Annotated in this window: 31 protein-coding genes; 2 read left to right on the forward strand and 29 right to left on the reverse strand. The window is 71.5% G+C overall.

The window, feature by feature from the left end:
* The first annotated feature begins 33 nt into the window (after positions 1 to 33).
* Positions 34 to 477 (forward strand): helix-turn-helix domain-containing protein, encoded by a 444-nt coding sequence (locus ACTWP5_RS27510; protein WP_443223846.1) that lies wholly within the window; start codon positions 34 to 36, stop codon positions 475 to 477.
* A gap of 140 nt (positions 478 to 617) precedes the next feature.
* Complete coding sequence (locus tag ACTWP5_RS27515; RefSeq protein ID WP_443223847.1) at positions 618 to 1,322, forward strand: hypothetical protein; 705 nt, start codon at positions 618 to 620, stop codon at positions 1,320 to 1,322.
* A gap of 204 nt (positions 1,323 to 1,526) precedes the next feature.
* On the opposite strand, the gene ACTWP5_RS27520 is transcribed toward ACTWP5_RS27515, so the two are convergent.
* From ACTWP5_RS27520 to ACTWP5_RS27660, 29 genes are all read right to left on the reverse strand, one after another.
* Positions 1,527 to 2,180 (reverse strand): collagen-like protein, encoded by a 654-nt coding sequence (locus tag ACTWP5_RS27520; protein ID WP_443223848.1) that lies wholly within the window; start codon positions 2,178 to 2,180, stop codon positions 1,527 to 1,529.
* Positions 2,177 to 2,524, reverse strand: a complete 348-nt coding sequence (locus ACTWP5_RS27525) for a hypothetical protein (RefSeq protein WP_443223849.1) — start codon at positions 2,522 to 2,524, stop codon at positions 2,177 to 2,179. Before ACTWP5_RS27525 ends, ACTWP5_RS27520 begins: the two co-directional genes overlap by 4 nt.
* Before the next feature lie 11 nt (positions 2,525 to 2,535).
* On the reverse strand, positions 2,536 to 2,787 hold the full coding sequence (locus tag ACTWP5_RS27530; protein WP_443223850.1) for a hypothetical protein: 252 nt from the start codon (positions 2,785 to 2,787) through the stop codon (positions 2,536 to 2,538).
* 24 nt (positions 2,788 to 2,811) lie between these two features.
* Positions 2,812 to 3,729 carry an N-acetylmuramoyl-L-alanine amidase gene (locus ACTWP5_RS27535; RefSeq protein WP_443223851.1) on the reverse strand — a complete coding sequence of 306 codons (918 nt, stop codon included), beginning with the start codon at positions 3,727 to 3,729 and terminating at the stop codon, positions 2,812 to 2,814.
* A 10-nt stretch (positions 3,730 to 3,739) separates the two neighbouring features.
* Positions 3,740 to 4,267 (reverse strand): hypothetical protein, encoded by a 528-nt coding sequence (locus ACTWP5_RS27540; protein ID WP_443223852.1) that lies wholly within the window; start codon positions 4,265 to 4,267, stop codon positions 3,740 to 3,742.
* Positions 4,268 to 4,275: 8 nt separating this feature from the next.
* A complete protein-coding gene (locus ACTWP5_RS27545) occupies positions 4,276 to 7,722 on the reverse strand; it encodes a hypothetical protein (RefSeq protein ID WP_443223853.1) in 3,447 nt (1,148 codons plus the stop codon).
* Positions 7,709 to 8,371, reverse strand: coding sequence for a hypothetical protein (locus tag ACTWP5_RS27550; protein WP_443223854.1), 663 nt, complete (start codon positions 8,369 to 8,371; stop codon positions 7,709 to 7,711). The genes ACTWP5_RS27545 and ACTWP5_RS27550 overlap by 14 nt, the downstream gene beginning before the upstream one ends.
* Complete coding sequence (locus ACTWP5_RS27555) at positions 8,368 to 9,357, reverse strand: glycosyltransferase family 4 protein (protein ID WP_443223855.1); 990 nt, start codon at positions 9,355 to 9,357, stop codon at positions 8,368 to 8,370. The genes ACTWP5_RS27550 and ACTWP5_RS27555 overlap by 4 nt, the downstream gene beginning before the upstream one ends.
* Entirely contained in the window at positions 9,354 to 9,848 is a 495-nt protein-coding gene (locus tag ACTWP5_RS27560; RefSeq protein ID WP_443223856.1) for a class I SAM-dependent methyltransferase, read from the reverse strand. The genes ACTWP5_RS27555 and ACTWP5_RS27560 overlap by 4 nt, the downstream gene beginning before the upstream one ends.
* A 16-nt stretch (positions 9,849 to 9,864) precedes the next feature.
* A complete protein-coding gene (locus tag ACTWP5_RS27565; protein ID WP_443223857.1) occupies positions 9,865 to 12,147 on the reverse strand; it encodes a hypothetical protein in 2,283 nt (760 codons plus the stop codon).
* A 410-nt stretch (positions 12,148 to 12,557) separates the two neighbouring features.
* Positions 12,558 to 12,884, reverse strand: coding sequence for a hypothetical protein (locus tag ACTWP5_RS27570; RefSeq protein ID WP_443223858.1), 327 nt, complete (start codon positions 12,882 to 12,884; stop codon positions 12,558 to 12,560).
* An 84-nt stretch (positions 12,885 to 12,968) separates the two neighbouring features.
* A complete protein-coding gene (locus tag ACTWP5_RS27575; RefSeq protein ID WP_443223859.1) occupies positions 12,969 to 13,592 on the reverse strand; it encodes a phage tail tube protein in 624 nt (207 codons plus the stop codon).
* Positions 13,593 to 13,605: 13 nt separating this feature from the next.
* Positions 13,606 to 13,998 (reverse strand): hypothetical protein, encoded by a 393-nt coding sequence (locus tag ACTWP5_RS27580; protein ID WP_443223860.1) that lies wholly within the window; start codon positions 13,996 to 13,998, stop codon positions 13,606 to 13,608.
* Positions 13,998 to 14,291 carry a hypothetical protein gene (locus tag ACTWP5_RS27585; protein WP_443223861.1) on the reverse strand — a complete coding sequence of 98 codons (294 nt, stop codon included), beginning with the start codon at positions 14,289 to 14,291 and terminating at the stop codon, positions 13,998 to 14,000. Before ACTWP5_RS27585 ends, ACTWP5_RS27580 begins: the two co-directional genes overlap by 1 nt.
* Positions 14,292 to 14,293: 2 nt before the next feature.
* On the reverse strand, positions 14,294 to 14,644 hold the full coding sequence (locus ACTWP5_RS27590) for a hypothetical protein (protein WP_443223862.1): 351 nt from the start codon (positions 14,642 to 14,644) through the stop codon (positions 14,294 to 14,296).
* A gap of 14 nt (positions 14,645 to 14,658) precedes the next feature.
* Positions 14,659 to 15,240 (reverse strand): hypothetical protein, encoded by a 582-nt coding sequence (locus ACTWP5_RS27595; RefSeq protein ID WP_443223863.1) that lies wholly within the window; start codon positions 15,238 to 15,240, stop codon positions 14,659 to 14,661.
* Between the two features lies 1 nt (position 15,241).
* A complete protein-coding gene (locus tag ACTWP5_RS27600) occupies positions 15,242 to 15,412 on the reverse strand; it encodes a hypothetical protein (RefSeq protein ID WP_443223864.1) in 171 nt (56 codons plus the stop codon).
* Positions 15,413 to 15,475: 63 nt separating this feature from the next.
* Entirely contained in the window at positions 15,476 to 16,684 is a 1,209-nt protein-coding gene (locus tag ACTWP5_RS27605; protein ID WP_443223865.1) for a phage major capsid protein, read from the reverse strand.
* On the reverse strand, positions 16,681 to 17,514 hold the full coding sequence (locus ACTWP5_RS27610; RefSeq protein WP_443223866.1) for an HK97 family phage prohead protease: 834 nt from the start codon (positions 17,512 to 17,514) through the stop codon (positions 16,681 to 16,683). Before ACTWP5_RS27610 ends, ACTWP5_RS27605 begins: the two co-directional genes overlap by 4 nt.
* Positions 17,515 to 17,532: 18 nt before the next feature.
* Positions 17,533 to 19,581 carry a phage portal protein gene (locus ACTWP5_RS27615; protein WP_443223867.1) on the reverse strand — a complete coding sequence of 683 codons (2,049 nt, stop codon included), beginning with the start codon at positions 19,579 to 19,581 and terminating at the stop codon, positions 17,533 to 17,535.
* A 14-nt stretch (positions 19,582 to 19,595) separates the two neighbouring features.
* On the reverse strand, positions 19,596 to 21,332 hold the full coding sequence (locus ACTWP5_RS27620) for a terminase large subunit (RefSeq protein WP_443223868.1): 1,737 nt from the start codon (positions 21,330 to 21,332) through the stop codon (positions 19,596 to 19,598).
* A gap of 12 nt (positions 21,333 to 21,344) precedes the next feature.
* The gene (locus ACTWP5_RS27625) at positions 21,345 to 21,803 is read right to left on the reverse strand and encodes a P27 family phage terminase small subunit (RefSeq protein ID WP_443223869.1); all 459 of its coding nucleotides are present in this window, start codon (positions 21,801 to 21,803) and stop codon (positions 21,345 to 21,347) included.
* A 519-nt stretch (positions 21,804 to 22,322) separates the two neighbouring features.
* Complete coding sequence (locus ACTWP5_RS27630) at positions 22,323 to 22,721, reverse strand: hypothetical protein (RefSeq protein ID WP_443223870.1); 399 nt, start codon at positions 22,719 to 22,721, stop codon at positions 22,323 to 22,325.
* Between the two features lie 98 nt (positions 22,722 to 22,819).
* Positions 22,820 to 23,164, reverse strand: coding sequence for a hypothetical protein (locus tag ACTWP5_RS27635; protein WP_443223871.1), 345 nt, complete (start codon positions 23,162 to 23,164; stop codon positions 22,820 to 22,822).
* Positions 23,165 to 23,412: 248 nt separating this feature from the next.
* A complete protein-coding gene (locus tag ACTWP5_RS27640; RefSeq protein WP_443223872.1) occupies positions 23,413 to 23,628 on the reverse strand; it encodes a helix-turn-helix domain-containing protein in 216 nt (71 codons plus the stop codon).
* Between the two features lie 178 nt (positions 23,629 to 23,806).
* The gene (locus ACTWP5_RS27645; RefSeq protein WP_443223873.1) at positions 23,807 to 24,010 is read right to left on the reverse strand and encodes a hypothetical protein; all 204 of its coding nucleotides are present in this window, start codon (positions 24,008 to 24,010) and stop codon (positions 23,807 to 23,809) included.
* Positions 24,007 to 24,540, reverse strand: coding sequence for a hypothetical protein (locus tag ACTWP5_RS27650; RefSeq protein ID WP_443223874.1), 534 nt, complete (start codon positions 24,538 to 24,540; stop codon positions 24,007 to 24,009). The genes ACTWP5_RS27645 and ACTWP5_RS27650 overlap by 4 nt, the downstream gene beginning before the upstream one ends.
* Positions 24,537 to 24,917, reverse strand: coding sequence for a hypothetical protein (locus ACTWP5_RS27655; RefSeq protein WP_443223875.1), 381 nt, complete (start codon positions 24,915 to 24,917; stop codon positions 24,537 to 24,539). Before ACTWP5_RS27655 ends, ACTWP5_RS27650 begins: the two co-directional genes overlap by 4 nt.
* On the reverse strand, positions 24,905 to 25,222 hold the full coding sequence (locus ACTWP5_RS27660; protein ID WP_443223876.1) for a hypothetical protein: 318 nt from the start codon (positions 25,220 to 25,222) through the stop codon (positions 24,905 to 24,907). The genes ACTWP5_RS27655 and ACTWP5_RS27660 overlap by 13 nt, the downstream gene beginning before the upstream one ends.
* Positions 25,223 to 25,361: the final 139 nt, after the last annotated feature.

The raw sequence follows: 25,361 nt of genomic DNA on the forward strand, positions 1-25,361 counted from the left end.
GGCGCGGGCGACCCTTCCCCTTGGAGTCACACGATGACCGACTACGCCGATCCGCCGGACATGCCGGAGGACGAGCGGATGACCCCCGCCGAGTTCAAGGTGGTGCGGGAGTTCCTTGGCGTGTCCGGGGACTGGCTGGCAGCTCACCTCGGCGTCACCGGCAAGACCGTGCGGAACTGGGAGGCCGGGAAGTACGAGATCCCCGACGGCGTGCGCCTGAAGATCGAAGACCTGGAGCAGCGCACCGCCGAGTGGATCGGGCAGCTCGTCGAGAAGCTGCTCGACATGCCCGAGCCGACGGTGGTGACCTACCGCACGGATGCCGAGTACGGGGAGAGGGCGCCCGATGCGGAGTCCCGGCCCGGGGTGCACTTCCCGGCTGGCTGGCACCGCGCGGTGTGCGCCCGCGTCGCGCAGGAGGTGCCGGCACTGTCCATCGTGTACGCCTCCGACGTGCCGGTCGAGGTGGCGCGTTGAGCGAGGCCTGCGAGGCGCCTGGGAAGACCTGCGGCAGTCCCAACGGGTGGCGGCAAGGTGGCCGGTGCTGGCGCTGCCGCATCGCTCACAATGCAGAGCTGAAGCGCTACCGGGGCATCAGCAACGAGCAGAGGGCCCAGGTGCTCTCGCTACTGCGGTTCGGGCGAACCATTGACCAGGCCGCTGCCGCTGTGGGAACAACGGTGCGGGCTCTAGCCGCCGCGGCTACTGTCGATGGCGAACTCCGCACAGCTCTGGACGGCCTCCCCGTCGAGGTCCAGCGAGCCGCGCGGCTGGGCGACTACCTCGCCGCTCTCACCCGCACTGGCGGCGACCGCGACTTGGCCGCCACCGTGTGCGGTATGACACGGGCCATGGTGGAGGGGTACCGATATGACCAGGAGACTTTCGCCACCGCAGAGGCCGCCGTGCTGGCCATGGTCGGCGCCAGCCCTCCGGCGAAGGCTCGTGTGACCGACGCGCAACTTGACGAGGTGGCGCGGTTGCTCGAAGGGGGCGCCAGTATCGCGAAGGCCGCAGAGGCCGCAGGCGTGGGCCACCCGACCAATCTGCGCGTCTACGCCAAGCGGCACCCACGCCTGGCGGCTGCATTGCCCCCTCGGAAGGACTGGCCGATCAAGACGGCGAAGAAGTCGCCAGAGCGATTCGCCCGCCTGCGTGAGCTGTGGGCTGACAAGACGCTCTCCTATCAGGAGATCGCGGACGATCTCGGCGTGAGTGTGTCGTCGGTGCGGCTGTGGGCGGCGGAGCTGGGGCTACCCCGTAGGAGTCGCCTCGCCCGCCGAGAGGCTCTCGAAGAGCGCCGCCGCCAGGCCACCGCCTGACCTCGTACACGCCGAACGCCCCGCCCCCGCCGAAGCGGAGACGGGGCGTGGTGCGCGAGCGCGTGGGTGGCGCGGCCAGTGTGGCACGCGGCTCTGACAGCAGAACGCCCCGCGCAAGGCGGGGCGTTGCGCTTCGTCCGACCCTCGATGAGATCCACCGACGAAGCCTAGTTCCAGTGTGCCACGCCGGTCTGACAGCGGCGGTCAGTACGTGCGGCGTGCCGGATCGAGCGCGGCGAGGGACAGCAGGCCGCCGCCGTCTCCGCCGGAAGGCGTGCACGTGAAGTGGGTGGAGCCGTCGGCGTCCGGGCGGCACTCGTACACCGTGCCGTCCGGGCCAGTCCACGTCCAGCCCGACGGCGGAGGACCGGCGGGGCCACGCTCGCCGTCCTGGCCATCGGTCCCGGGCTCTCCCTGCGGTCCTGCGGGTCCCGGGTCGCCTTGGGGTCCGGGTGGTCCTGCTGGACCAGGTTCTCCGGCGGGCCCGTCCTCGCCTGGTGCGCCGTCGGCGCCCGGCTCTCCAGGCTCGCCGTCCTCGCCGTCGGAGCCGTCCGCGCCAGCGGGGCCACGCGGCCCTGGGCTGCCGTCGGCGCCGGGGACACCGGGATCTCCCTCGGGTCCGGGCGGCCCCTGTGGGCCTGTCTCCCCGACGTCGCCACGGCTCCCAGGCGGCCCGGCGACGGGATCGCCGCCGAGCGCCTCGACCTGCGCCGCGAGGGCGTCCCGGGCGGCGTTCGCCTCCCGCAACTCGTCTGACAGCCGCTGCATGGTGATGACAACCCACGCCAGCACGGCGACGCCGGCCAGCACGCCCAAGGCAGCGAGGAGGTCGCCGCGGCGCTTCTCCAGTCGCGTCATGCCGCCGCCCCCTGCGCGTTGATGTACACGGTGAGCAGCAGGATCAGCACCGGAGCCACCAGCGCGGAGAACGCAAGACGGCGGTCGGCTCGGCGCTGCTCCTCCGCCCGCCGCCGCAGCTCGCCCTGCTGCTCCCGCTCCCTCTCCCGCGCACCCTCGATCTCGGCGACGCGGGCCGCTGCGTCGGTGATGTCGCGTTCGAACGCCTTCATGCGCAGCTCGAAGATGTCGAGCGAGACCTTGCCGTCGAGCCGGGTGGCGAGCTGGCTGAGGTCGTCCTTGAGGTCTTGGCGTACATCCTCCAGGCGTCGCATGACCTCGCCGAGGGTCGGCTCATCGGGCAACGGTCACCCCCTCACACGCCGGTGGCGGCCGACGCGCTGTTCTTGTCGCCGACGGCCCTCGCGAGGATGCCCTTCAGGAGGGAGCCAGCGGCGGCGACGGCCGCGGCGAAGGCGCCCTCCCAGAACGACAGGGTGAACATGTCGGCGGGTCCGGCCGCGACGAACACGCCGCCGAGGGCGACGACGAACGTCGCGATGACGCGCTCGGCGAGGTCGCGGGCGTAGGTGCGGGCCGTCCGCAGGATGGTGGTGGACTTGTTCATGAGGGTTCTCGATTCGTGAGTGGATCAGTCGGTGAGCGCGTCGGCGAGCTCGGCGAGCGCCGCGAGGGCCCCGGCGGTGGCGGCGGCTTCGGCCTGCTCGGCGGTGAGTCCGCCGCCGTCAGCGACCGCCTGCCGGATGGCGTCGAGCACGGCGGTCTGCGCTCCGAGGAGCGCGACGGCCTGCTGGGCGGCCTGCTTGGCGCCGAGCGAGTTCTCGTAGGCGCGGCCGAGCCGCGTCCGGGCGGTGATGGTCTTGCCGCCGTGGTCGTAGCTGTAGGCCCACACCTCGCGGGCGATCTCCTCAGCGCTGGGCATGTCGTCCTCCGGGTCGTTCGGGTTCCAGCTCGCGGGATGCGTTAGCCGCTCCGCGACGGCGGCGCGGAAGGCGTCCATCGAGAACGAGGGGTCGATCTTCCGGCGCGTCGCTTCCTTGTGGCCGATGACCGAGTGGTCTGACCATCCGTGCGCGCGGCAGATCGCCGCCGCCCACCTGACGGCCTGGTCGTACTGCACGGCCGGGTACGGGTCGCTGCCGTCGCCGAGGTTCTCGATCTCCAGGCCATACGTGCAGTCGTTGCCGTCGACCGGCTCGGCAGAGTCGGGCCGCGGGTGAGTGGAGGACTCTGCCACCATCGCGTCGTAGGCGTTCCGGGCCATGCCGCCACAGTGGTTCGCCCGCCCGGCACTGATCATCGAGGTGGTGCCGTCCTTCGCGAGGTGGGTGTGGCACAGCGGGCCGGGCAGGGTGGAGTGGCCGTCGTAGCAGAGGGTCAGGGAGTTCCGGCCGGCGGTGTGGTGGATGACGAGGCCGTGGACGGGGCCGAAGGTACGGCCGGTCTCGTCGTCACGCTCGTGTGTCCGCCAGGCCCGGTACTCGACGACCCGCACGCCCTCCGCGCGGAGGACGGCGAGCAGCCGGTCGGCTGTCAGGGGGGTCGCCATCGGGTCCTCCTCAGGTGGGGCCGACGTAGGTGACAGAGATGAAGGGCCGCCGGCTCGCGCCGGAAGTCCCGAGCGCGGCTCCCGAGTCCTGGAAGGGGCACAGCTCGACGTAGTCAGAGGTCCCGTTCAGCACGACGGTGAGGTCTCGGGCGCCGCAGGTGAGCGACGTGTTGGCGATGCTGCCGGACGCGATCGGCTCGGACGTCCCGCCTTCTGCGACCGTCCCGTTCACCCTCCACGTGCAGCCCCGCGAGTCGCCGGCCGCAGAGCCTTGGAACGACACGGCGCCCTCCAGCCGGTACCGGCCGGGGATCGTGGCCGTGTACCTGCTCGGCGTGCTGGCCGTCCAGCCGCCGAGGAGGTCGAGCGCGACGTTGTCCCACTGGAGCGCGTCGGCCGCGATGCCCACACCGCCAGACGAGATCGACTGTGCCGTGTCCCGGTAGGCCGAGAACACGGCCCGGCCGATCAAGAACGCCGCGTTGAGCCTGTCGCCGGTCACTCGATTCCCGGGGTGCACCACGATCGGGTAGGTCACTGGGCCTCCTACAGGGCGATGATCATCGGGTTGGCGAGTTGCACGTCGTCGCCGGCCGCGTGGCTCTTCACCACGCCGTTGACGGAGCGCACGACCCCGAAGCGCTGCGGGGTGATCACGGCGAAGTCGTCGAAGGCCATGACCGGGTTCACGTTGGTGTTGCCGCTCGCCCTAGACGCGGTGACGCCGGGCAGTCCGGACGCGATCGTGCCCGTTGTCACGGTCGTGGTGATCTGCCAGCCAGGCTCGGGCGTGCCGTCCAGCCACACCCGGCCCGTGATGGTCTGCCCGACGACCCGGGCGCGGATCCGCCACCGCGATCCCGCGGTGTACGGCCGGCCGATCGAGGAGATGGAGGCGATGACGGTGCCTGAGTTGACGACGTCGAGACCCACGGCGCCGCTCGTGGTGAAGTTGACGCGCAGCTGGTAGTACGAGGCTCCGCTGATGCGCATCACGATCCCGGCCCGCAGGCTGCCGCCCGTGGCGAGTGCCGGCACCGTGATGGCCGTCCTGACCTCGGCGTCGGTCAACCCGGCGTTCACGAACTGGAACCGGATCGCGGTGTCCGGCAGGGCGACGGTGCCGGCTGTGCCGGTCACGTCCCGGTCGGCCGCGGTGCCCCCGGCGGTCAGCCACGACAGGGAGATGGTGGACGGGGTCGCGCCCCACCCGTCGGCCGTGCTGCGGGCGAACGTGTCCCACACCAGCGGCTGGACGTCCGTCGCGGTCATGATCTCGCCGCCTACCTCGACGTCGAACGGCAGGTCATCCACGGCCGCAGTCGGCGACGGCCCGGCAGAAGTGGCCCACTCCGGGCCCGCCGTCGTCAGCACGATGACCTCCGTTGTCGTCGCGTCGATGGCGGCAACCAGTTCGCTGCCGTCGGTGTCGACGTGCACCGGTGCGTCGTCGGCGCCCGGGTCGTCCTCGGCGACCTCGCCCACCGTCCACGGGCCGGCCGGTGACGTGGCGGCCTCCATGGACCAGCGCGTCGAGGTGACGGTCTCCGTCAGGCCCTCGACCATCAGGTCGACGGCATCCGTCGGGTGCTGCGGTGGTAGGGCGCTCACCTGGGCGCGGTCGCCTTCGGTGGCCTCCAGCCAGTCCGTGATGGTCTGTGGCGCCAGGTCGAGCGAGGTGGTGACGGCCGGGTAGCGCATCCCGGGCCAGGTGCCGCGGTGCAGGAGCCAGTACGCGATCGGTTCCAGCTGCCCGTCCTCGGCGACGTTGAGGGTGATGTTGTCCTCGTACCGGCCGCGGGTGGCCACAGACTCGGCGTCGACGGCGGCAGCGGACGAGCCGCCGGTGCGGGTGACGATGATCTGGTTGCGGAGCCGCTGGTCGTCGAGGATCGGCGTGAACGGCTCGTCGATCTCGTTGCTGCGCGCCGCCAGGGCGAGGCGTGTCTGCTGGCTGTAGAGGGCGTGCCGGGGGCGGTACTGCAACCCCAGCGTGTCCCTTCGCTCGAACAGCAGCCCGCCGTCTGCGTCCGCTGCCTCCTGGAGGAGCGTCAGCAGCGTGGCGGGCCGTTGCGGGCCGAGCGTGGTCGTCTCGGCCGGGACGCCGAGGACGGCGAGCTGAAGTTGCTCTTCCTGAGCGAGACGCCGCATGCGCTCCACGGCGGTCTCACCAGCCCAGCCGGTGTCCGCGCCGTCGAACGCCGCCACCTGCCACGGGCTGAACACGGCGACGTGGCCCAGCGCGACGCCCGCGAGCGCGGAGTGGTAGCCGGGCGGGGACGAGACGGCGCGGACGCGGCCGACGGTGCCGGTGTAGGAGCCGGCGAACACCCCCGCGTCGCCGCCGACGTTGGTCCAGCGGATCGTCCAGTCGACCGCGCTGCCGTTCTGCCGCGCACGGAACTGCTGGCGTAGCCACGTGCCGAGGACGTTGCTGCCGAGGCCGATCAGGGAGGAGACGACGGTGCTGCCGTCGGCGTCCTCGCCGGTGACCAGGCAGGTGGCGGCGAACCCGCCGCTGGGGGGCCCGTAGAGGATGCGCCACTGGCGGATGGTGCCGCTGCCGGCGATCCAGAACAGCGAGCGGTTGGAGTCCGACGGCGGCTCGTCCATGCGGTAGACGAACTCCACCATCCACTCGGTCTGTGACGTCAGGGGCGCGGGGACCCGACCGTTCCAGTTGGCTCCCTCGGCGAGCGTCGGCAGCGCCGATGAGCCGGGCAGCGTGTCGTCGCTCGCCCACGACAAGCCGGCGGTCTCCATGGGCGCGACGCCCTCGACCGGGCTGTACGCCTGGGTGGCGTCGCGGCCTTCCTCCATGGGCCAGTAGGCGAGGGGGTTGAAGCTCGGAACTCTGCGGCGCAGGGTGCTCTCCAGCGCTGGCTGGCCCTGACCGAGGCGGCGGAGGATGCCGTTGATGACGGAGCCGGTGCGGGCCTCGCCGACGTAGTTGCCGCTGGACAGATCCTTGAAAGGCCAGGTAGGAGCCCACTCGTCTACCGTGCCGACGAGCCGGACGCGCCAGTCGGTGACCTCGGAGCCGCCCTCGATCAGCCACGACCTGCCGGCGGCGTCGACGAACGCAGTGTCGCCGGGGGCGAGGACGGTGAAATCCGGGGCCGCGACGAGCGGTCCGTCGATGCCGGCCCGCACCTCCGCCCCGTACCAGCGGCCGGCGCCCAGGGCGTTGGTGGTGCCCCAGACCTCACCGACCTCCAGGTCGGCGGTACCACCGGTGTGGATGCTGGTGGTGCCTGCCGTGACGATGGGCTCGCCGAGCCGCCGCCACGGCCCGCCGAGACTGGCGGCGGTCCAGAACGTCACCGTGTGGCCGCTGGAGCCGTTGTCGACGTCGAGCGTGGCGCGTAGGGCGAACCGCTGGCCGCTGACGTAGGGCACCGTGGTGGTGGCCGCGCGCTCCAGCGTCGCCGCGCCGTCCGGGGACCACCGCAGACGCGCCGCCCCGGACTCGTCGAGGAACAGCAGCCACATGCGGGCCGCGCCGCTGACGTTGTAGCGGGCCATCAGCTCCTGCGCGGCGGGCTGGAACGCCGAAGCGTGGCCGGCGGGGCGCTGCGCCGGGAGGCGGTCGAGCGCGACCTCAATGCGCAGGTCCAGATCGCCCGAGACGTCCATGGCCGTGGTGGACGCGACCCGCGCCCGCGCGCCGGCCAGGTCCGGCACCCGCAGGTATGGGCCGCCTGCCTGCACGGACAGGCGCGCCGGGACGCCCTCGCGGACATACGGGTAGTGCGCGCCCGCAGGGTGCCCCGGGGTGTAGTCGCCCGCGTTGTTGGTGAGCTCGATCGTGGCGCGCGCAGGCTGTACCTGCCCGGACTCGTCCGGCCGGCCGCGGCTGACGTTGATGGTCTGCGGCGCGACGTCGGTCGAGACGTCTGTCCACGCCCAGGTGGAGGGCTCGGCTGCGGGGTCGGCGCCAAAGGCGAGCTCCAGCCGGATGGGGAGGTTCCACGGGCGGTCAGGCCACGTCACACGTCACCTCCGTGATGTCGGCGAGCAGCGCCCGCATCGCCCCCGGGCTGCGGGCCGCGCGCTGGTAGCGGCGGTAGAGGGTGCGGGAGGCGATCGAGCCCCAGCGGCGGGAGTCGCGGCGTTGCGGCGGGTGCCACAGGTGCCACAGCGGCGCGGCACCGCGCCACGGGGCCCCCGCCAGCGTCCGCAGCGCGAGCGCCCACGCCTCGTCTTCCTGGCCCCAGCCGCGGTATCGCGGGTCGAGTGGGGCGACGTCGTAGAGGTCTCGACGGAGGACGGTGATGCCGCCTCCTTCGACCCCTCGGTATGCGGGCTGGTCGAGCGAGCCGCCGAGCTCACCGCCGTGGAGCACGGCCGCTGTAGCATCCTCGGTCAGCCGACGGACGTCCCGGTGGGGGATCGCCCAGGATGCCCCGGTGTGGACCGCGTCCACGGCGGCGTCGATGCCGTCGCACCACACGTCCGCGTCGGTCACGATCAGCACCTCGGCGTCGCCGCGGGGAAGCCCGGCGGCGACCGCTGCGGCCTTGCACCAAGGCCCTGGAGGCGCCTCGCCGATGACGGGCTCGTGGCCGACCGATCGCCACCGGCGGGCAGCCCAGGCGAGGGCGGCCTCCCGCTGCGGGCAGCCGCCGCGCCACGGGATCACGACAGCGACTCGACCGCCGCCACCCATGCCGCCAACTCCTCTCGGGGGTCCAGTTCCGCGCTGCGCTTCGCTGCGGCGGTCGACGCCGCCTGCCACTCGTCGGCGTCTGCGAGGCGCCGCAGCTCGCGCTCCCAGCCGTCGAGGTCGCCGCGGTCCACGAAGATCCCGGCGTCCCCGAGGGACTCCTGGAGGCCGGGCGTGGGGTGGGCGATGACGGGAATGCCGGAGGCCATGGCCTCCACGCCGGCCATTCCGTAGGACTCGTAGATGGACGGCATGAGCAGGACTCGCGTGCGGGCCCACACGTCGCGCCGCATGTCCGACGTGTGGGGGATGATCTCCACGTTGGGGGCACGCCGGATGATCTGCGGCCCATGACCGCCGACCACCCCGGCGAACTGCGTGTCCGGTAGGCGACGGGCGAGCTGGTAGAGGATCTCGCCGCCCTTGTCGCGGTTGAGGTTGACCAGCGTCGCGTCTGTGCCCGGCGTCGTAGCGTGGTCCTCGGCGCGCACGGGCGGGTGGATGACGATCATCTGGCACGTTGACGGGATGCCGCCCCGCGCGGCGTGGTGCTCGCGCACCCACCACGCGTTGAACACGACCAGCCTCGGCCGCCACCTCCTGGTCACCGCGAGGGGCCCAGGGAACGTGTTGTGCACGATGTGCACCACTTGCGGCGCCGGCTCGCGGCGCACCGCGCGCTGCCAGGCGTAGTGGGAGGCGTTCGGCGCCTCCTGGTGGTGGGAGATCAGCACGTCGGGGGCGAAGGCGTCCAGTGCTGCGGGGACTCCACGGCCTCGGGCAGCGCGCCGAACGCGGATCCCGTCGTGCACGTAGTCGACAGGCCCTCGCTGGTGCTCGGTCACCACGACGTCGACGTCGTGGCCGGCGGCGGCCAGGGCCCGCAGCATCGCGTGGAGCATCGTCTCGGAGCCGGCCATGTAGTGCGGCACGTAGTAGTGCACGAGGGCGGCGATCCTCACCGGCTCCACCACCAGCGGCCGAGCACGTCGCCGCGGTAGGAGTCGCAGCCGCCCATGACCTCGTCCATCGCCTCCCATGTCCAGTGCGTCAGGTGGGCCTCGTGTGGGTTGCCGTGCACGGTGCCCTGGTGGAGCGTCACGATCGGCACGCTCACCATCAGGTGGTCGGCGCGGGCCCGCAGCTCGGTGAGAAGCCGGCGGCCGTCGGGCTCGGGGAGGTGTTCGACGACGTCGCCCAGGAGCACGACCGCCCCCGGCGGGAAGTCGAACCCGCGCACGTCGGCGACGTGCACGGCGTCGTACTTCTCCTTCAGGTTGAAGCGCGCGACGTAGGGCCCCCAGACCTCTACGCACTCCCAGCGCGCACTGGGGGTGAGGGGCCGCATCAGCATGCTGTAGATGCCCTCGCCAGGCCCGACGTCGATGACCAGGGTGGGGCACGCGGCCTTGAGCCGGTCGGCGACCCAGTCGCGGCCTTCGTGGTGGCTCACCGGCACAGGTGCCCCCTCATCGCCGCGCGCCGACGCGGGTGATCTCGCCGCCGTAGCGGGTGCGGATGACGTTCTCCAGCCACGCCATGAGGTGCCGGTCGCCGGCCACGATCTCCACCACCGGTGCGGGGGCGACGGCCTGCCTGCTGGCGACGGTGGCGCGGACGGTGGGCACCATGGCCTCCAGCCGGTCCAGCGGGATGACGGCCTCGGGGCCGGCCTCACCGATGAGGGCCAGAGTGGGGTCGGTGACGATGCCGCCTGTCGCGAGGTAGGGCACGTTCGGTGTGGAGATCGTCATGCCGCCGAAGTCCGGCAGCGGGCCCGGCAGGCTCACGCCCGGGATGGTGAAGCTGAGGCTGTTCCAGGCGCCGATGATGGCGTTGATGCCGCTGCGGAAGCCGTTCGAGAGGGCGTCGCCCAGGTCGCCGCCGAGGCCGGAGAACCAGTCGAGAACCTTCCCGGGCAGTGCGCGGAGGGCGTCCCATGCACCAACGACGAAGTCGACGCCGTCCTGTACGCGGTCGCCGATCCAGTCCATGGCGGCCCCGATCGCGCCGGTGATGTTGTCCCAGTTGCGGACGATCAAGCCGTACAGCGTCCAGTTCATGAACAGGTCGAGGATGAAGTCGGCCGCGCTCTTGACGGCGTTCCAGATCCAGTCCCACGCGGCGCGGGTGGCGGCGACGATCTCGTCCCAGTAGATGATGACGGCGGCGACGGCGCCAGCGATGAGCGCCATCGCGGCGATCACGCCGAGAATGATCCACACCACGGGGTTGGCTGCCAGGGCCACGTTGAGCGCCCACACCACGGCCGTGAGCACCGTGAACGCGGCGGCCATGGCGATGACCGCCACCGCGATGACCCGGAACAGGGTCGGGTTGTTGGCGGCCCAGCTTGCCACCGCGGTGAGGACGGGCAGCACCGCGGCGCCGAGGGTGCTGGCGAGGTTGCGGAACGCGGAGGTGAACTGGGCGGCCGGGTCCTGACCGAGCGCCGCGGTCAGGTCGTTCGCGGCCCCGGCCACGCCGTCGAGGGTCGCGGTCGCCGGGTCCATCCCGAGCAGAGCGTCGCTCGTCTCGCCAGCCATGTCGCCGAACAGCTCCACGGACAGGGCGGCGCGCTCGGCCGGCCCTTCGACCTGCCGCAGTTCGTCCAGGGTGAGAGCGAGCGCGTCCTGCGCGGCGGGGCCGCCCTCGGCGAGCATCCTCAGCATGCGGTCTGCGTCCAGGCCCAGAGCCTCGAAGCCGGCGGCGGCGCGATCGGTCTCCTCGGTCGTGATGCGGCCGAACTCGTGCAGGATGTCCGCGGCCTGGTCGATGTCCCGGCCGCCGGCCTGCACGAACTGGCTCATCAGGCCGAAGCTGGTCTGCGCGTCAAGTCCGAGGCGCTGGAACTGCTCGCTGTACTCCTGGATGGTGGCGGGGATGTCGGCGACCATGCTCGCGGGCAGTTCCTGTGCGGCCCGCGTCATCACGTCGAACGCCTCGGTGGCGTCGGTGACGAGGTCGTTGGTGATGAGCGTGGCTGCCGCCGTGGTGGCCTCGGCCAGGTCCCACTGCATGACGTCCGCCAGCGCCAGGGCCTGGCTGGCCAGAGCCTCCAGTTCGGTGTCGCCGACCGTGGCGAGGTCCACGAGGGAGGTGGCGACGGTGCCGACGGCCTGCGAAGCCTCGTCCATGGAGGCACCCCAGCCGGCGACGAACACGTCCCCGGCGACGCGCCCGACGCGCAACGCCTCCTGCTCGGTCAGGCCGAGCCCGGCGGTCACCCGTGCCGCGGCCGTCGTGGTGTCCATGGCGTTGGCCAGGCCGAGGGCGAACGCGCCCGCGGTGATACCGCCGGCCACCCCTGCGGGGCCGGCCAGGGAGTCCTGGAGGCCGGACACGCGCTCGGACAGGCTGGCGTTCATCGCGTCGCCAGCGGCGTTGCCGGCCGCGTCACCTGCGGCGTCTCCCGCCGCGGTGAGGTCGGCGGTCAGGTCATCACCGGCGTCGTCCCCGGCGGTGCGGAGAGCCGCGTTGAGGGCGTCTCCCGCCGCGTCCCCTGCCGCGTCGCCCGCCGTCGAGCCGGCTCGGGTCAGGGTGTTCGTCAGGTCTCCGGCGGCGTCGTCCCCGGCTCCTCGGATGGCGTCGTCGAAGGAGTCGCTGGCCGCGTCGCCCGCTGCGTCTCCGGCGGTCGACCCGGCGCGGGCGAGGGTGTGGGACAGGTCGGAGGTGATGTCGCTGGCGAAGCCCCGAAACGAGGGGGTGACCGCGATCCACGCGGTTCCGACCTGGGGCCCGGAAGTCGCCACGACTCGCCCCCTTCCGCCTGGTCAGCGGCGAGGCTTGGGCCGCTCTCTCTGCCTGCGGAGGAGCGCTCGCCCTCGCTCGATGAGCTTGTCTCGGGCTTCGCCACGGAGCGCGGACACCTTGCTCGGTCGCGGCACAGGCTTGGGCGCCGATCCGGAGCCCTTGGCGGCCTTCTTGCTGCGCTGCCAGTTCGCCACCGCCAGCGCGTCGAACGCGCCGGCCGCGAGCTCGATGTCGATCGGGTAGACGCCCTTCTCGCGGGACTTGGCCCACGCGAAGGCGCTTGCCGAGGTGGGCGGCTGGGATTGGACGATGCGCCACAGCCGCCCCCATGTGAGGCGTTCGGACCCGATGTCGTCGAGGTCCAGCCCGATCCGCAGCAGGTCGTACTCGATCTCCCCGCCGTACTCCGCTAGGAGCTCGACGAGGGCCCAGATTCCCCCAGGTCATCGACGCCCTGCGCGCGCTTGTACTCGTCGATCAGCAGCCCGATGTCGTCCGACCGGCCGCCGGCCGCGACGAACTCTTCGTACCGCTTGGCGCCCATCAGCGCCCGCACGAACGGAAGATCGCCCCGGGTGCGGGCCTGGCGAGCCTTCTCCTTGATCTCGTCTGGCCAGAAGCCGGGCGCGGGGATGGTGAACGGCTTGCCATCTGCCGTGATGGTGAGGGTGTCGCCGCCGCGGCGCTCCGCGGCGCGGGCGCGCAACTCGTCGAGGCTGAACGTCGTCTTGCTCATGCGCGGTCTCCTGTCTGTGCGCGGCCATGGGCGTAGGGGTGTGCCCCGGACCGCGCGTGGCGGGGCACACCCCGGTCGAAGGGGTCAGGACCCGGGCTGGATCATCGCCGGGTTGTTGGTGTTCTCGATGAGGGCGACGCCGCGCTCCACGCCGTCGACGGTCATGGTGTGGACCTTGCACAGCAGCGTCATCTCGTACATCGTCAGCTCGCCCGCCGTGTGCGGGACGTCGCCCATCTCGTCGACCACCAGACGCGGTATGAAGATCCGCTTCCACACGTCGCCGTCGACCAGGTCGAGCACGCCGGAGCGGACGTCCTCGCCGGACTGCTGGACGACGACGGTCTGCGTCGTGTCCCCGGTGGTGGTGATGATGCTGTCGGGGTAGCGCAGCTGCTGGACGACCCAGTTGTCCTCCAGAGCCTGGATCTGGACCGTGTGGTCGTCCTCCGTCACGGCCGTGCGGACGATGCTGTTGCCCTGCCAGCCGCGGAACCGCTCCACATTCCGCTCGCGGCCCTGCGTGGGGCCGTCCTCCGAGAGCCAGCCCAGCTCGTAGAACTCCTCACCCGGCGGCGTGAACGCCCCGGTCACCGGGTCGTAGATCGGGGGCAGCGGGAACGCCGGCACCGGCTCGCCGGGCAGCGTCACCCACAGCCCGGAGTCGAATCCGTACCAGGCGCGGGCGTTGTCGGTGTCCTTCGCCACGGCGCATCTCCTTTCAGGGTGTCGGGACCGCGCCGCGGACCGACAGCACGATGGTCATCAGCGCCCGCGGAACATCCGAGGGCGCGTCGGGGATGAGGGTGGGCCCGGACTCCTCCTCATACGTGCGCACCTCGGGCACGTGCTCGCAGATCCGGGCCAGGTGGTACCGCGCGGTCTGAGTCAGATCGTCGGCCCGCGGGTCGTCAGGCGCCCACACCTGGATGTCGAGTCGGGGCGCGTCCACGAGCGGGTTCCGCCGGCCGCCGCCGAGGCGCCGCAGCAGCACCATCTCGACCGGCCGCTGGCTGGGCACCTTCGATCCGACGTGGATCGGCGCCATCAGCGGCCGGAGGTAGCTCGTGGCGAGCAGTGTCGCGTCCGGGAACACGACGGCGGGGGCGGCCATCAGGCGTTCCCGGCGGCGTCGATCGCCCGGCCGAGGAACCGATGCTCCGCCTCGGCGTACAGCACGCCGGGGTGGCGGGCGACGACGATGCCGCGTACCCGGTCACGGCCGACGCGGGTGGAGGCGTCGACCTCGATGGCGCCCTCGTTCATCTCCGGCGCCGCGGCCTGGGCGGCGGCCCGAACACGCTCCGCTCGGCGCTGAAGGTCCGCCCGCAGCTCGTCGCCCTTGGCGAGGCGGCCGATGCCGGCGTAGTCGATCTCGATGCGCACCGAGGCGCGGGACCTGGCCATGGTCATCCCTCCATGCGGGCGAGCACCAGCTCGGTGTGGGCCAGCGCTCCGGTCGGTGAGCGCCACTGGTCGACGTCGCCCTCGATCACCCACGTGACGCCGTCCCACTCGATGCGGTCCGTGGTCTCGATGTCGGCGCCGGCCGGGCCGAACGCGCGGCGCCGCATGTCCAGGCCGTCGCGCGGAAGGGTGTCGGCGACGTTGACGCGGGAGCCCTGCATGGGCTGCACCCGCCACCCGGTCAGGTCGGTGCGCGTTGCCGCGCCCCAGTCCCGTTCGGCGTCGCCGTAGGCGTTGGTGACCAGCGGGGCCCGGAGCCGGACGAGGGTGTCGGTGTGCCACGCGAACGCCACGATGGCCACCCCCTCTACGGCCGGTTGTCCAGCCGGTACCGGTCGAGCACCGCGCGCTGCGCGTCGGTGAGCATGCCGCCCGCCCCGGAGTCGGTCGACGCGCCGCCGGTGGCGTAGGAGACGGACTCGCCCCCGGCCTGCTCGCTGCTGACCCCGACCGGCGTCGACCGCACCTGCGACGCGATGGCCAGCAGCACCGATCCGATCGCGCCCGGCGGGTCCTCGTATCCGGAGGTCACCGTGGCGCGGACCGATCGTGGGCCGTCGGGCCAGCAGCCGCAGCGCAACAGCCAGCCGCCCTCGGACCAGTCCCACCCGGACGTCACCGACTCCCACGCGTCCGTGTCCTGGTCGTGGATCGGGCGCGTCTCCACGCTGGTGACCTCGTGCAGCATCAGCGTCGGCAGCGGCACCACGTCGCCACCCCGAGAGTCCACCGTCATCGTCGTTGCGGCACGCGGCCACACGGCCCAGCCGCAGTAGTCCATGACCATCTCGCCGGCCTCGGCCAGCAGATCGTCAGCCTCCTGGTCGGTGAGCCCGCCCATGCCGGGGCGGCGCTTCAGCCGCTCCCGCAGTTCGGCCAGGCTCGCCACCTCAGCCCGCCTTGTTCGCCGGGGTGCGGGCCTTGTTCGCCGTCGGCCGTGCCTTCCCGCCGACGGGCCGCACCCGCTTCGGGTCGGCCTGCTCGGCGTGCTCCCGAGACAGCTTCATCGTGACCCAGATGCCGTCGCGGATCTCGACCTCGTACTCGCTCAGCTGCGCCATCGCGCGCCTCCTTGGGGTGGGCCGCGGGCGCCGGCCGTTCACCGGCGCCCGCGGTTGGATGGATCAGGACCCGCCGCCGGCGAGGGTGACCTCGCAGAACGCCGACGGCTGGTACACGGCGAGCAGGAGTCGCTCCTCCGCGCGGATCGCGACCCGGTTGAACCGGAAGTCGTTCTCGTTGCTGTTGGTCATCTCCACCGAGACGCCGCCCTTGCGGAGCACTTGGCCGCCGATCTCGAACGCGCCGACCAGCACGGTGCCCTGCGCGATCGCCGAGGTCACCACGGTGCGCTGCCCCCACAGGCCGGGGCCGAGCGCGAACCCGGCGTTGCCGTAGGCGCCGGTGAACGGGCCGCCCCCGTAGTACTGCTCGTTCGCGTCACGCATCAGCCGCAGCCGCTGGTAGTCCAGCGGGTTGATGACGACGGCGTCCACGGTGAGCTGGGTGGCGATCTCGACGGCGGTCATGCCGCGGAAGATGGCGTCGAGGTCGTCGTCCGCGCTCGCCGAGGTCTCGGTCAGGACACCGGATCGGTTGAGCAGGCCCGTGATGGTGGTGCCCGTGCCGGGGCCGTTGAGGAGCTGGTTCTCCTCGGCGAGCACCAGTCGCAGCCGCAGCTGCCCCTCGATCACGGACACCAGGTATGGCACGTCCTGGAAAGCCTCGTCGGAGATCTTCGTGATACCGGCGATCTTCGTGAGGGTCTCGACCTCGGCCTCGAACGCGAAGTCGATCGCCGGCTTCTCGCCGAGCTCGTCGACCACCGCGAAGTCCCCGGTCGTGGGGCCCTGCACGTAGTAGGTCAGGGTCGTCGCCGACAGGGTCCCGGAGCCCAGCAGGGACGCGACCGTGGGGCGCCGAAGCGTCTCCGGCACGACCTGCCCGTACTGGGTCTGCACCAGGCCACCCGCGGGGCCGCCGGTCGAGAAGTCCTTGGCGTCGAACTCGGTGGTTCGCTGGGAGAACCGGTTGCGGGACTGCGCGGCGAGCATCGCCGACTTGTACCCAGGGTCTGCCTCCAGCTTCGGGAGGACGCCCTGCGGCTCGGCGGCGGGGGACGGCTGCCCGGCGGGAACCTCGAAGGCGCGCTTCATGAGCGCGTCCGCCTCCTCGGCCTTCCGAATCTTCTCCGCCAGCCCGTCCACCTCAAGCAGGTACTTCTTGACGTCGGCCTGCTCCTCGCCGGTGAGAGTCCGGCCCTCTTCCTGCGCCTTGCCCGCGATGTCCCGGGCGGCCTTCAGCGCCGTCTCGCGCTGTTCACGCAGACTCACTGCGTGCTCCTTTCGCTGATCTCGATCAGGGCCCCCAGGGGGTCCGCGGCGAAGTCAGGCATGGGCGCACCCTTGGCGTCGTCTGCCAAGGGGTCCGGCTCCTGCTCCGTGGCGTTGTCCTCGTCCTGGCTGTTCTTCTCGTCCGGCTCGCCATCGGCCTCTTCGGACGGGTCGAGCGCGGACAGCACGCCGTCGATCCCGTCGATCGCGGCGGCAAGCTGGTCACGGGCCTCGCGCAGCGAGGTCTCGTTGCGGGCGGACAACACGCGCCCGGCTTTCTCCTCCAGCGCGGCCACCGCGCGGGCGGTCGCCTTCGCGGTGCGCTCCCCGAGGGTCTTGACGGTCTGGAGCTCGGTCTCCGGGTTGGCGCCGACCGGCACCACGCTGACCTCGTACAGGTCGATGTCCCGCAGCTCGTAGACGTCCTGGCCGTCCTTCTCGCCCCAGCCGGCGTCCCGCACGGAGTAGCCGAAGGAGAACTCCTTCACCCGGCCGCCCTTCAACAGCCGGTAGACCTGTCCGGCCTTCGGGGACTCCATGTCGAGGCGGGCCCGCACCTGAAGGCCGCGGTCCGTCTCGACCGCCTCGACGACCTGGCCGATGTTGTAATCCGGATCGGACAGGTTGTGGCCCCAGTACACGGGGATCGGGTAGCCGCTCGCGGACCACTCCTTGAGGGTCCGCTCGAACGCCCCGGGCTGGACCACGTCGCCGTAGGAGTCGACGTTGCCGAACACCGAGACGAGCGCGGTGAACTCGCCCGCCTCCCCATCGTCCGCGCCGCCCTCGACGACCTTGACCCGCAGAGCGGGCGCGTCCTTGGTCAGCATGCTGCCCCCTTCACGGGCTCAGATTTCGAAACCGATCTCGACGGCGCACCTGCAGCCGGCGCGCTGCGCGTCGTCCAACCGGGAGTCGCCAGGCCACATGCCGCCGTTGCTGAAGCGGTCGTCCAGCCCGACGGTCTCGCCGTCCATCCGCCGGTGCGCCGGCCGCGGGCTGCTGCTCGTGGTGCGCCACGTCTTCGTCGCGCCGCCGCCACCCACCGAGCGGACCGCCTCCGTCTGCCCGAAGCCCGACATGCTCGTGACCTGCGAGCTGGAGATCTCCGGCACCCGGGTCGCCTTCGCCACGTCGAGGGCCTGCTCCAGCCGGCGCACCGCCGACACCGGCCGCCCGTCGTCATCCACGCGATCCGTGTCGGCGAGGGCCTCGTCCATCTCGGCGAGCGTCGCCCCGACGATCCCGGCCGCAACACCGCCGGCCATAGCCGTCAGCCAGGCGACAGTGGCCTCGGCGTTGTAGTCCTCCGGCGGCAGGCCGACTTGCTCCAGCAGGTCGTGGGCCGCAGCGGTCGACGCCGCCAGCCCGAGCTGGAGCAGCAGCTGCGCGAGGGACTCCTGCCACTCCTCCTGGTCGACGTAGTCCTCGGCGCCCTTGACGCGAGTCGGGCCGCGCTTCGCGCCGCCGTACCCGGTCAGAGCCGCAGCCGTGAAGTCGTCGAACCAGCGGCCGAGCTGCCGCTCGTACTGCCGCTCGTAGGTGTCAGCCCTCACCGGCCGCGCGCTCACGCGGGCCTTCCCGGCTTTTCCCTGCACCACCCCGCTGGCTTCCCGCGGCGGGGAATCCGCGCCCGGCTCCGGCGGCGGTACCGAGTCCTGCGGGCTGGCCTGGCCGCCGATGAGAACGTTCAGCGGCGTCACCAGCTCGTCGCCGCCGTCGATCGCGGGGAGGTTCATGATGGCGCGGGCCTCGTTGCGGACCATGTATGGGGCGCCCGTCGCCGTGGACAGGACCGCGGCCTGCTCCTCCAGCGAGCCGCGCAGCCTCGTCTCCACGTTGAACTCCACGTACCGCTGCGGCGGCTCGTCGAGCATCGGCAGCAAGAAGCTGTTCAGCCGGTCCTGGATCATCGACAGCCACGGGCCCAAGGAGTCGCCATACAGAGACCTTCGGAACTCCCGCACGTTCGAGTACGACGTCCCCTCCAAGACGCCGACCATCGTCGGGTTCACCTGGAAGACCGACGCCACCGTCGTCAGACTGAGCGTCGCGGCCTCAACGAACGCGTCCTCACGCGCCGAGAACCCCACCGGCTTGAGAGTCATGCCGTCCTCAAGGATCGGCACCCCACCCGCGCCGGCTCCGTCCCCGGTGTACTGGGACTGGAAGTCGCGCCGGAAGCGTTCCTTGCCCTTCTCACCCCACGCCGGGGCGTCCATCGGCCGCTCGATCACGGACGACACCCGGCCCCCGCGCCGCCACACCTGCTCGCGGAAGGTGTACGCGTGCAGCTGCTCCGACAGGATCAGCTTCAGCGCTCGCACCGGTGACGAGCCCGTCGCCGGATCGCCTGGGTTCCAGCCGTGGAACGTCAGCATCTCGGCAGCCGGGATCACCACCGGAGCCACCGACGCGGCGGAACCCGGCGGCTGCACCACCCACTCGGCTGGCGCGAACACCGTGCCGCCCTGGCCGTTGACCACCCACGACGCGGGGATCGGCTGTATACGCCACCCGGACACGGACTCCGCGTCCGGCCGCACCCACCAGAACGCCCGGTCGTACAGCGCCATGTCAGCGACCAGGGCGTAGACCAGCTCGTAGGTCGTCTGGGTCGGGTTCGGACGCCGCAGCAGATCCGCGACCGTGCCGTCGGTGACCCGCTGCCGGTCCGTGTCGGACACCCGGTCGTAGGTGTGCAGCCCCAGCTGCGCCACGTTCCGCGCGACGAAGTCGACGACGGTACGCAGATGCGGCTGCGACTCCCACAGCGCGGCCGGGTCCATCCCCATCACGTGCGGCAGATCCAGCGGCTGCCACGTCCACTCCGGGCGATCCCACGTCCCCCTCGTGGGGCGGGCGAACATCTGCTTGACCCGCATCCACAGGCCCACGCGGACACCCCCCGTCAGCCGATCAGCAGTCCCTCGTCGTCCTCGTAGGCGGAGCGCCGCACCGGCTTGCGGTTGCGGGCCAGCTCCAGCGCCATCACCAGCGCCACCACGCCGTCGATCTTGTCGGCCGAGTTGAGCTTGTCCGGCTTCACGTTCAAACTCGGATCCTGCGCCACCGCCAGGTTGTCGATCATCCAGCGCATCGGCGGGCTGCCGCCGTGCCGCAGCAGCGGCGCCTCCGGGGTGCCCTGCCGAAGCAGGCGGGAGAGCTCCTTCATCGGCGGCGACATGCTGCGGTAGCCCTGCCGCATCTCCACCATCGGCGCCCCGTCCGACACCAGATCGGTGACGAGCTGAGTCGAGTTCCACGGGTCGTAGGCGATCTGCTGCACGCCGAAGAACTCGCGGTCGGCGTTGATCGCCTCGCGGATGTGACCGTAGTCCATGACGTCGCCGTCGGTGACCGTGATCCAGCCCTCGCGGACCCACACGTCTGACGCACCCGCAGTGCGGTCCCGCAGCCTCGGCAGGTTCGCCTCCGGAGTCCACAGCCTCCACAGCGCCTGGTAGCCGTCGACGCCGGATGCTGGCAGGCCCTCGGGGAAGATCCAGCACAGAGCGCTGAGGTCCGACGTCGCAGCAAGGTCCAGGCCGCCGTAGCACTCCCGGCGCCGCAGACTGGAGCGGTCCACCATGCCGGCGTTCCGGTCCCACTCCTCCAGGGAGATGAACTTCGTCTCCTGCTTCGTGCGGATTCCGAGCCGCAGACGCAGGAACGACGCGAGCTCGACCGGGTTCTGCCGGGCCTTCGCCGCGGCCTTCTCCATCGACTCCATCGTCGGGCTGTCGCCCGCAGCCAGGCCCGGGTTCGCCCGCAGCCACGTCTCCGGGGAGAACGGGTCGTCGCCCTTCTCTGCGGCGAACACCACGCCGTAGAACGTCGGGTCGACCAGCACGCCGCGCGCGAGCTTCTCGCAGTACTCCCGCGTCTCCGCATACGGAGAGAACGGGGCGCCCGAGTCAGCCGTCGTCGCGTACATCACCAGCGGCTGCTCGCGGGCGCCCGTCCCGGTCTCGACGGCCTCGATCAGGTCCCGCGTCTTGTGCAGGTGCAGCTCGTCCACGAACGCGCCGTGCGGGCTCGTGCCGTGCATCGCGTCCCCGGCCGAGGACATCACCGAGAAGAACGAGCCCGACCGCGCGTGCTGGATCTGGTCCCGCAACGCCTTGACGTGTCCTCGAAGATCGGGGGCCTTCGTCGCCAACAGTCGCACCGGATCGAAGCACAGCCTGGCCTGATCCTTCCGCGTCGCCAGCGCGTACACCTCGGCGCCCTGCTCCCCGTCAGCGCACGTCAGGTAGATGCACTGCCCGCCGCCGATCGTGGTCTTCGCGTTCTTCCGCGGGATGTCCAGGTACTGGGTCTGGATGATCCGCACCGTGCGGCCGTCCTCGGTGGGCTTCACCCAGCCGTAGGTCGGGCCGATCAGGTAGGCGATCTGCCACGCCCGGAGCGTGATGGGGCGACCCGCCCACTTCCCCTTGGTGTGCCGCAGGCGCCGGAAGGCATCCACCACCTTGTCGACGCGCGCCGGGTCGAAGTACGCGCCCGGCACGTCACGCGGCTCGGGCGTCTTCCACCTCGGGGGGCAGTTCGGCAGCTCGTACCCGCGATCCAGCAGGTACCAGGCCACCTCCGGCGACAGCTTCAGCCGGTCCAGCTCACGCTTCCCGGGCAGCTTCACCGCCACGGCCACCACCCCCTACGCGAAGGGGTTCGCCTCCGTCGCCTCGTCCTTCGCCGGCATCCGCGCCCTGGCGGCGAACGACATGCCCAGCTGCTTGGCGTACTCCAGGAACAGCTGCGACTGGGCTCGCATCTCGGCGCCGGCCGGGTTCTTCTTCGCCGTCCGGCCGTGCGCCGGATCGTCGAGCACCACGTCGCCGCCAGCCAGTGCTTCACCTGCCTGCCGAGCCGCCAGGAAGTGGCGCAGCGCCAGCTCCAAGGTGGGCCCATCCGCTCGGGTGAGAAGACCCGCCCGGTCCAGCTCGGGGACCAAGGCGTCCCACAGCTCGACCATCTCCGGGTCGTCGTCGGGGAAGCCCGGCGGCTTCGGTGGCGCAGAGGGCTGCACGCGCTCCGCGATGGTCCCCGCGGCTTGGTCGCCGGCGGGTACGGCCTTCAGGTGCTTGGGGATCTTCAGGGGCCCCCGGGTGCCCATGGCTCACCCCCGCTACTCTGCGTATCACAAAAGGGGGAAACCGTTACCGCTAGCTCTCCCACCACCCGGGCGGTCCACCCATATGTCCGTTTTGGTAATGTTGACGCCCCTACCCCCGGGCCCATCCTCCTGGCGAGGTCCGTGCTGTGTGCCGGTCGTGGCATCCCTTGCACAGGCCGCGGCCATGCTCGGGATCGTGGTCGTCCAGCCCTTGCGCCCGCAGTTCCCGCTTGGTGAGGGGCCAGTGGTCGGCGACGGTGGACAGCTGGTCACAGTCGTTCGGCCCGTGGAGCCCTTCGCAGTCGCTGTCGCAGGTACACACCTGATCCCGCGCGAGGACGGCGCTCCTGAACCTGCCTCGGTGCCTTCTGCCGTAGCCGCGCTGGTGTGCGCTTCCTCTCCGCTGGTCGGCGTCACGCCGACACTTCCGGCACGGCCCCCCGGGGGGTACTGCTTGACGGCATCGCATGCAGAGGCGCGGTGGTCGGGAGGGCATGACCACCTCCCGCTGGGTTGCTCTCAGTGCGACGTCTGCGGCCCGTCGAGGTATTCGGCTACCTCGTCCTCGGGCACGTGCGCATAGATGTACCGCCCGTCGGGTGTGGTCTTGGGGCTGTTGTCGCGCTCGCGCTCCAGCCAGTACAGCGCTGCGGCGGTGCGGCCGTGCATGATGCGATGGCCGGGGAAGGGTTCAGTGTGCACGCGCCAGTCGGCCAGGGGCCACAGGAGGCGGCACAGCCAGAGACGGTCTGGCGGGTCGACTGGCCGGTGAAGGACGCCCCCAGCGATCGGCATGACGACCCAGTCCGGTCGGTACTCGCGCACCTGGTCGGCGGGGCCTCCGTCGAGGAAGACGCGGAATGGGGACGCCTCATCGCCGGGTCGCCATCGCGGGATGTCCGCGGGCGTCGGGTTCATGGGGGCATCCTCTCGCATGTGGCGGCACGCCGCCCAGGACCAGGGGGTTGTCCTGGGCGGCTGGCCACCTACCTGCCCCCATCCGCCCTCCGGATGGTCTATGAGGCCCCAGGGTCGGGGCAGTTCATGGTCTCGTCGATGTCGGGCCAGTCGGCGCGGCAGACGATGACGGCCGCATCCTCGGAGCGCACGACCTGCACGGTGACGGCCGCGGTCCCGTCGATGCTGTCGGCGTAGTCGCGGATCGCGGCCTCGGCGGTCTCTGCCGTGGCGTCGGGCATGAGGAGCTCGACCTCGCCGATGCCTCCATCGGGGAGGTTTTCGGTGACCACCTCGTAGGCGGGAGGGGCCCCGTCATCGCCTCCGTCGTCGCTGCTGCATGCGGCGGTCGGAAGCGCGAGGGTGGCGATGAGGGCGATGGCTGCGGCGCGGGTTCGTGTCATGTCGTCAGAGTGGCGTGCTGACCGACTGCGTGTGGGCGTTGTGGCGGTTCCGTGATGTGGCCGCCGCCCGGTCGCTGCGCACGCCACGACCTTCCTGGCGTCGTGCTGGGTGCCGTGGAGCCCGTGGAGGAGACTCTTCGTCCCATCGCCGGGCGGCGGGGTCTGGGTGGCTGCCGCCCGGTGCGCCCTGGGTCCGGGCGGCAGCCGTGGGCGCTCTACGCCGGAGAGGGGTGGCGGAGCGGCCCAGTTCATGCGGCGCGGGGTGCGCGCTGGGGTAGGGGCGGCGCGGGGCCGGCCTCAAGGACTTCGCGTGTCCACTCGTCGCGGGTGGCGGGCCGCAGCTGGTCGATGTCGTACTGGCCGCCGTGGCTGGCGATGCGCCCTTCGGATGCCCACCGGTAGAGGGTGCCGACGGGTCGGCCGACGTAGTAGGCGGCGGCTGTGGGGTCGACGAGTCGGGGCACGCGGTCACCCCCGGAATGGCGAAGGGCCACCTGGTGGAGGTGGCCCTTGAAGCGCAAGAGGTCTATCAGATCAGATCATCGCTTCGGTGCTGGTCAGATGTCAAGCTGTGTACGGGCGTACAGGTCGTGCCGCCCCGGACCAGCGCCGGGGCGGCGGTTGGGCGTTGACGTCGCGATGTCAACTCAGCTTGATGGCGACCTTAAGTCCGTCGGCGAAGAGCACCGGCTCCTTGCGGGTGTGCCACAGGTTGCCCATGACGATGTCGTGGACGTCTTGCTGGGTGCAGTCGGTGTCGAGGTCGAGCGTCCCCGCGAATCGGGCGGTCTTGCAGCCAGGCGCCGTGGCGGTGACCAGGTACTTGTACTTCCCTGCCGGGATCATCTACTTCTCCTTCTCGGGTTGGTTGCGCCCGCGATGCGGGCGATGTCTGCGCCGGTGAGGCGCTGCTGCAGGTGGAGCACGTCGGCGACGGCGGCGATCTGGCGCCAGTGCCGGGCGACGCGCCGGTCGGATTCCTCGACGACCTGCGTGAGGCGGCATCCGGCCGTCTTCGCGGCAGCCATCGCGATCTTCCAGTCGGCGGGGGAACCTTCGTCGTCTGGCAGTCCGTGTTCGCGGCGCCACCTGATGTCGGCCGCGCGGCCGGCGAGCGCCACGACCGCGTACTCGAACGGGGCGACGGTCGTGGCACCCATGCGTGTGCGTCCTTCGTACTGGCCGCCACGAAGCCGGCCACACGTGGTCTCAGCGAACTCGATGTGGATTCCGGCGAGCATGCCGATGACGGCGTGGCCAGCCTCGTGGATGGCGACCATGCGGTGGTGCTGGTCTGCCGTGACCGCCCGGGGCTGCGCTTGCTGCGGGGTCCACCCGACCGCGTCGAGCGCGGCGGCGACGAAGGCGCCGGTCATCCGGGGATCACCACGATGGGGATGGCGCCGGGCGTACCGGCGTCGACCAGGTCGTAGTACCAGTCGAAATCGGGATCGTCACCCCGCTCCGGGGCGGGGGTGCGGAAGACGGCCCACGACAGCTGGGGTTCCTCCCATGTGGTGCAGCACCTGGCTTGGCGGTGCCATCTGTCGATGCAGTCGCTCGACGGGCACAGCCCCAGCCAGGTCCGCAGGTTCTCGCGGCAGAGCACGCGGGTGTAACAGTTCAACGAGGCGATGACGCGGCGCAGGTCGTGCGTGCCGATGACACGCAGGTCACCCTCCTCGGTGCCCGATACGCGCACGCCGAAGTACGTGGCCTCGGTCTCGATTCGGTCGAGGGTCAGCGGGAGCATGCGGCCTCCCAGTGCTGAACCCCGTGGAGGCGGTCGGTGACGACGCGGTGCCAGTCGAGGCGTCCCTTGCCGATGACGCTCTCGGCCCAGTCGGCGGCCCGCTCCAGGTTCTCGTTGTGGTCGGCGGAGAACGCCTCGTGGTGACCGAGGCGCGCGCCGTTCTCCGTGAGTTCCCAGCCGGCGACGTTGAGATCGCCGGGTGTGGGGGTGAGCCGGTAGGCGTACATCACCGCTTCGCCCTCCTCCGGGTGCAGCTCCGCCTGTCGCAGCGGCAGTCGTCCTCCCGGCAGTTCTTGCAGTGGCATCCGTAGTGGGCCCGGTGGTCGGAGATCCACCTGCGGGCCTGCTTCTCGCCACGGCGGTCGCCTTCCAGCCAGTAGGTGGTGGCGAGGCAGCCCGGATCCGCGCAGTGCACGACCCGAAGGCCACCGCGGGCTGCCTCTT

Origin of the sequence: Streptomyces sp. 4N509B (assembly GCF_052245655.1) — a bacterium.
Classification (GTDB): domain Bacteria; phylum Actinomycetota; class Actinomycetes; order Streptomycetales; family Streptomycetaceae; genus Streptomyces.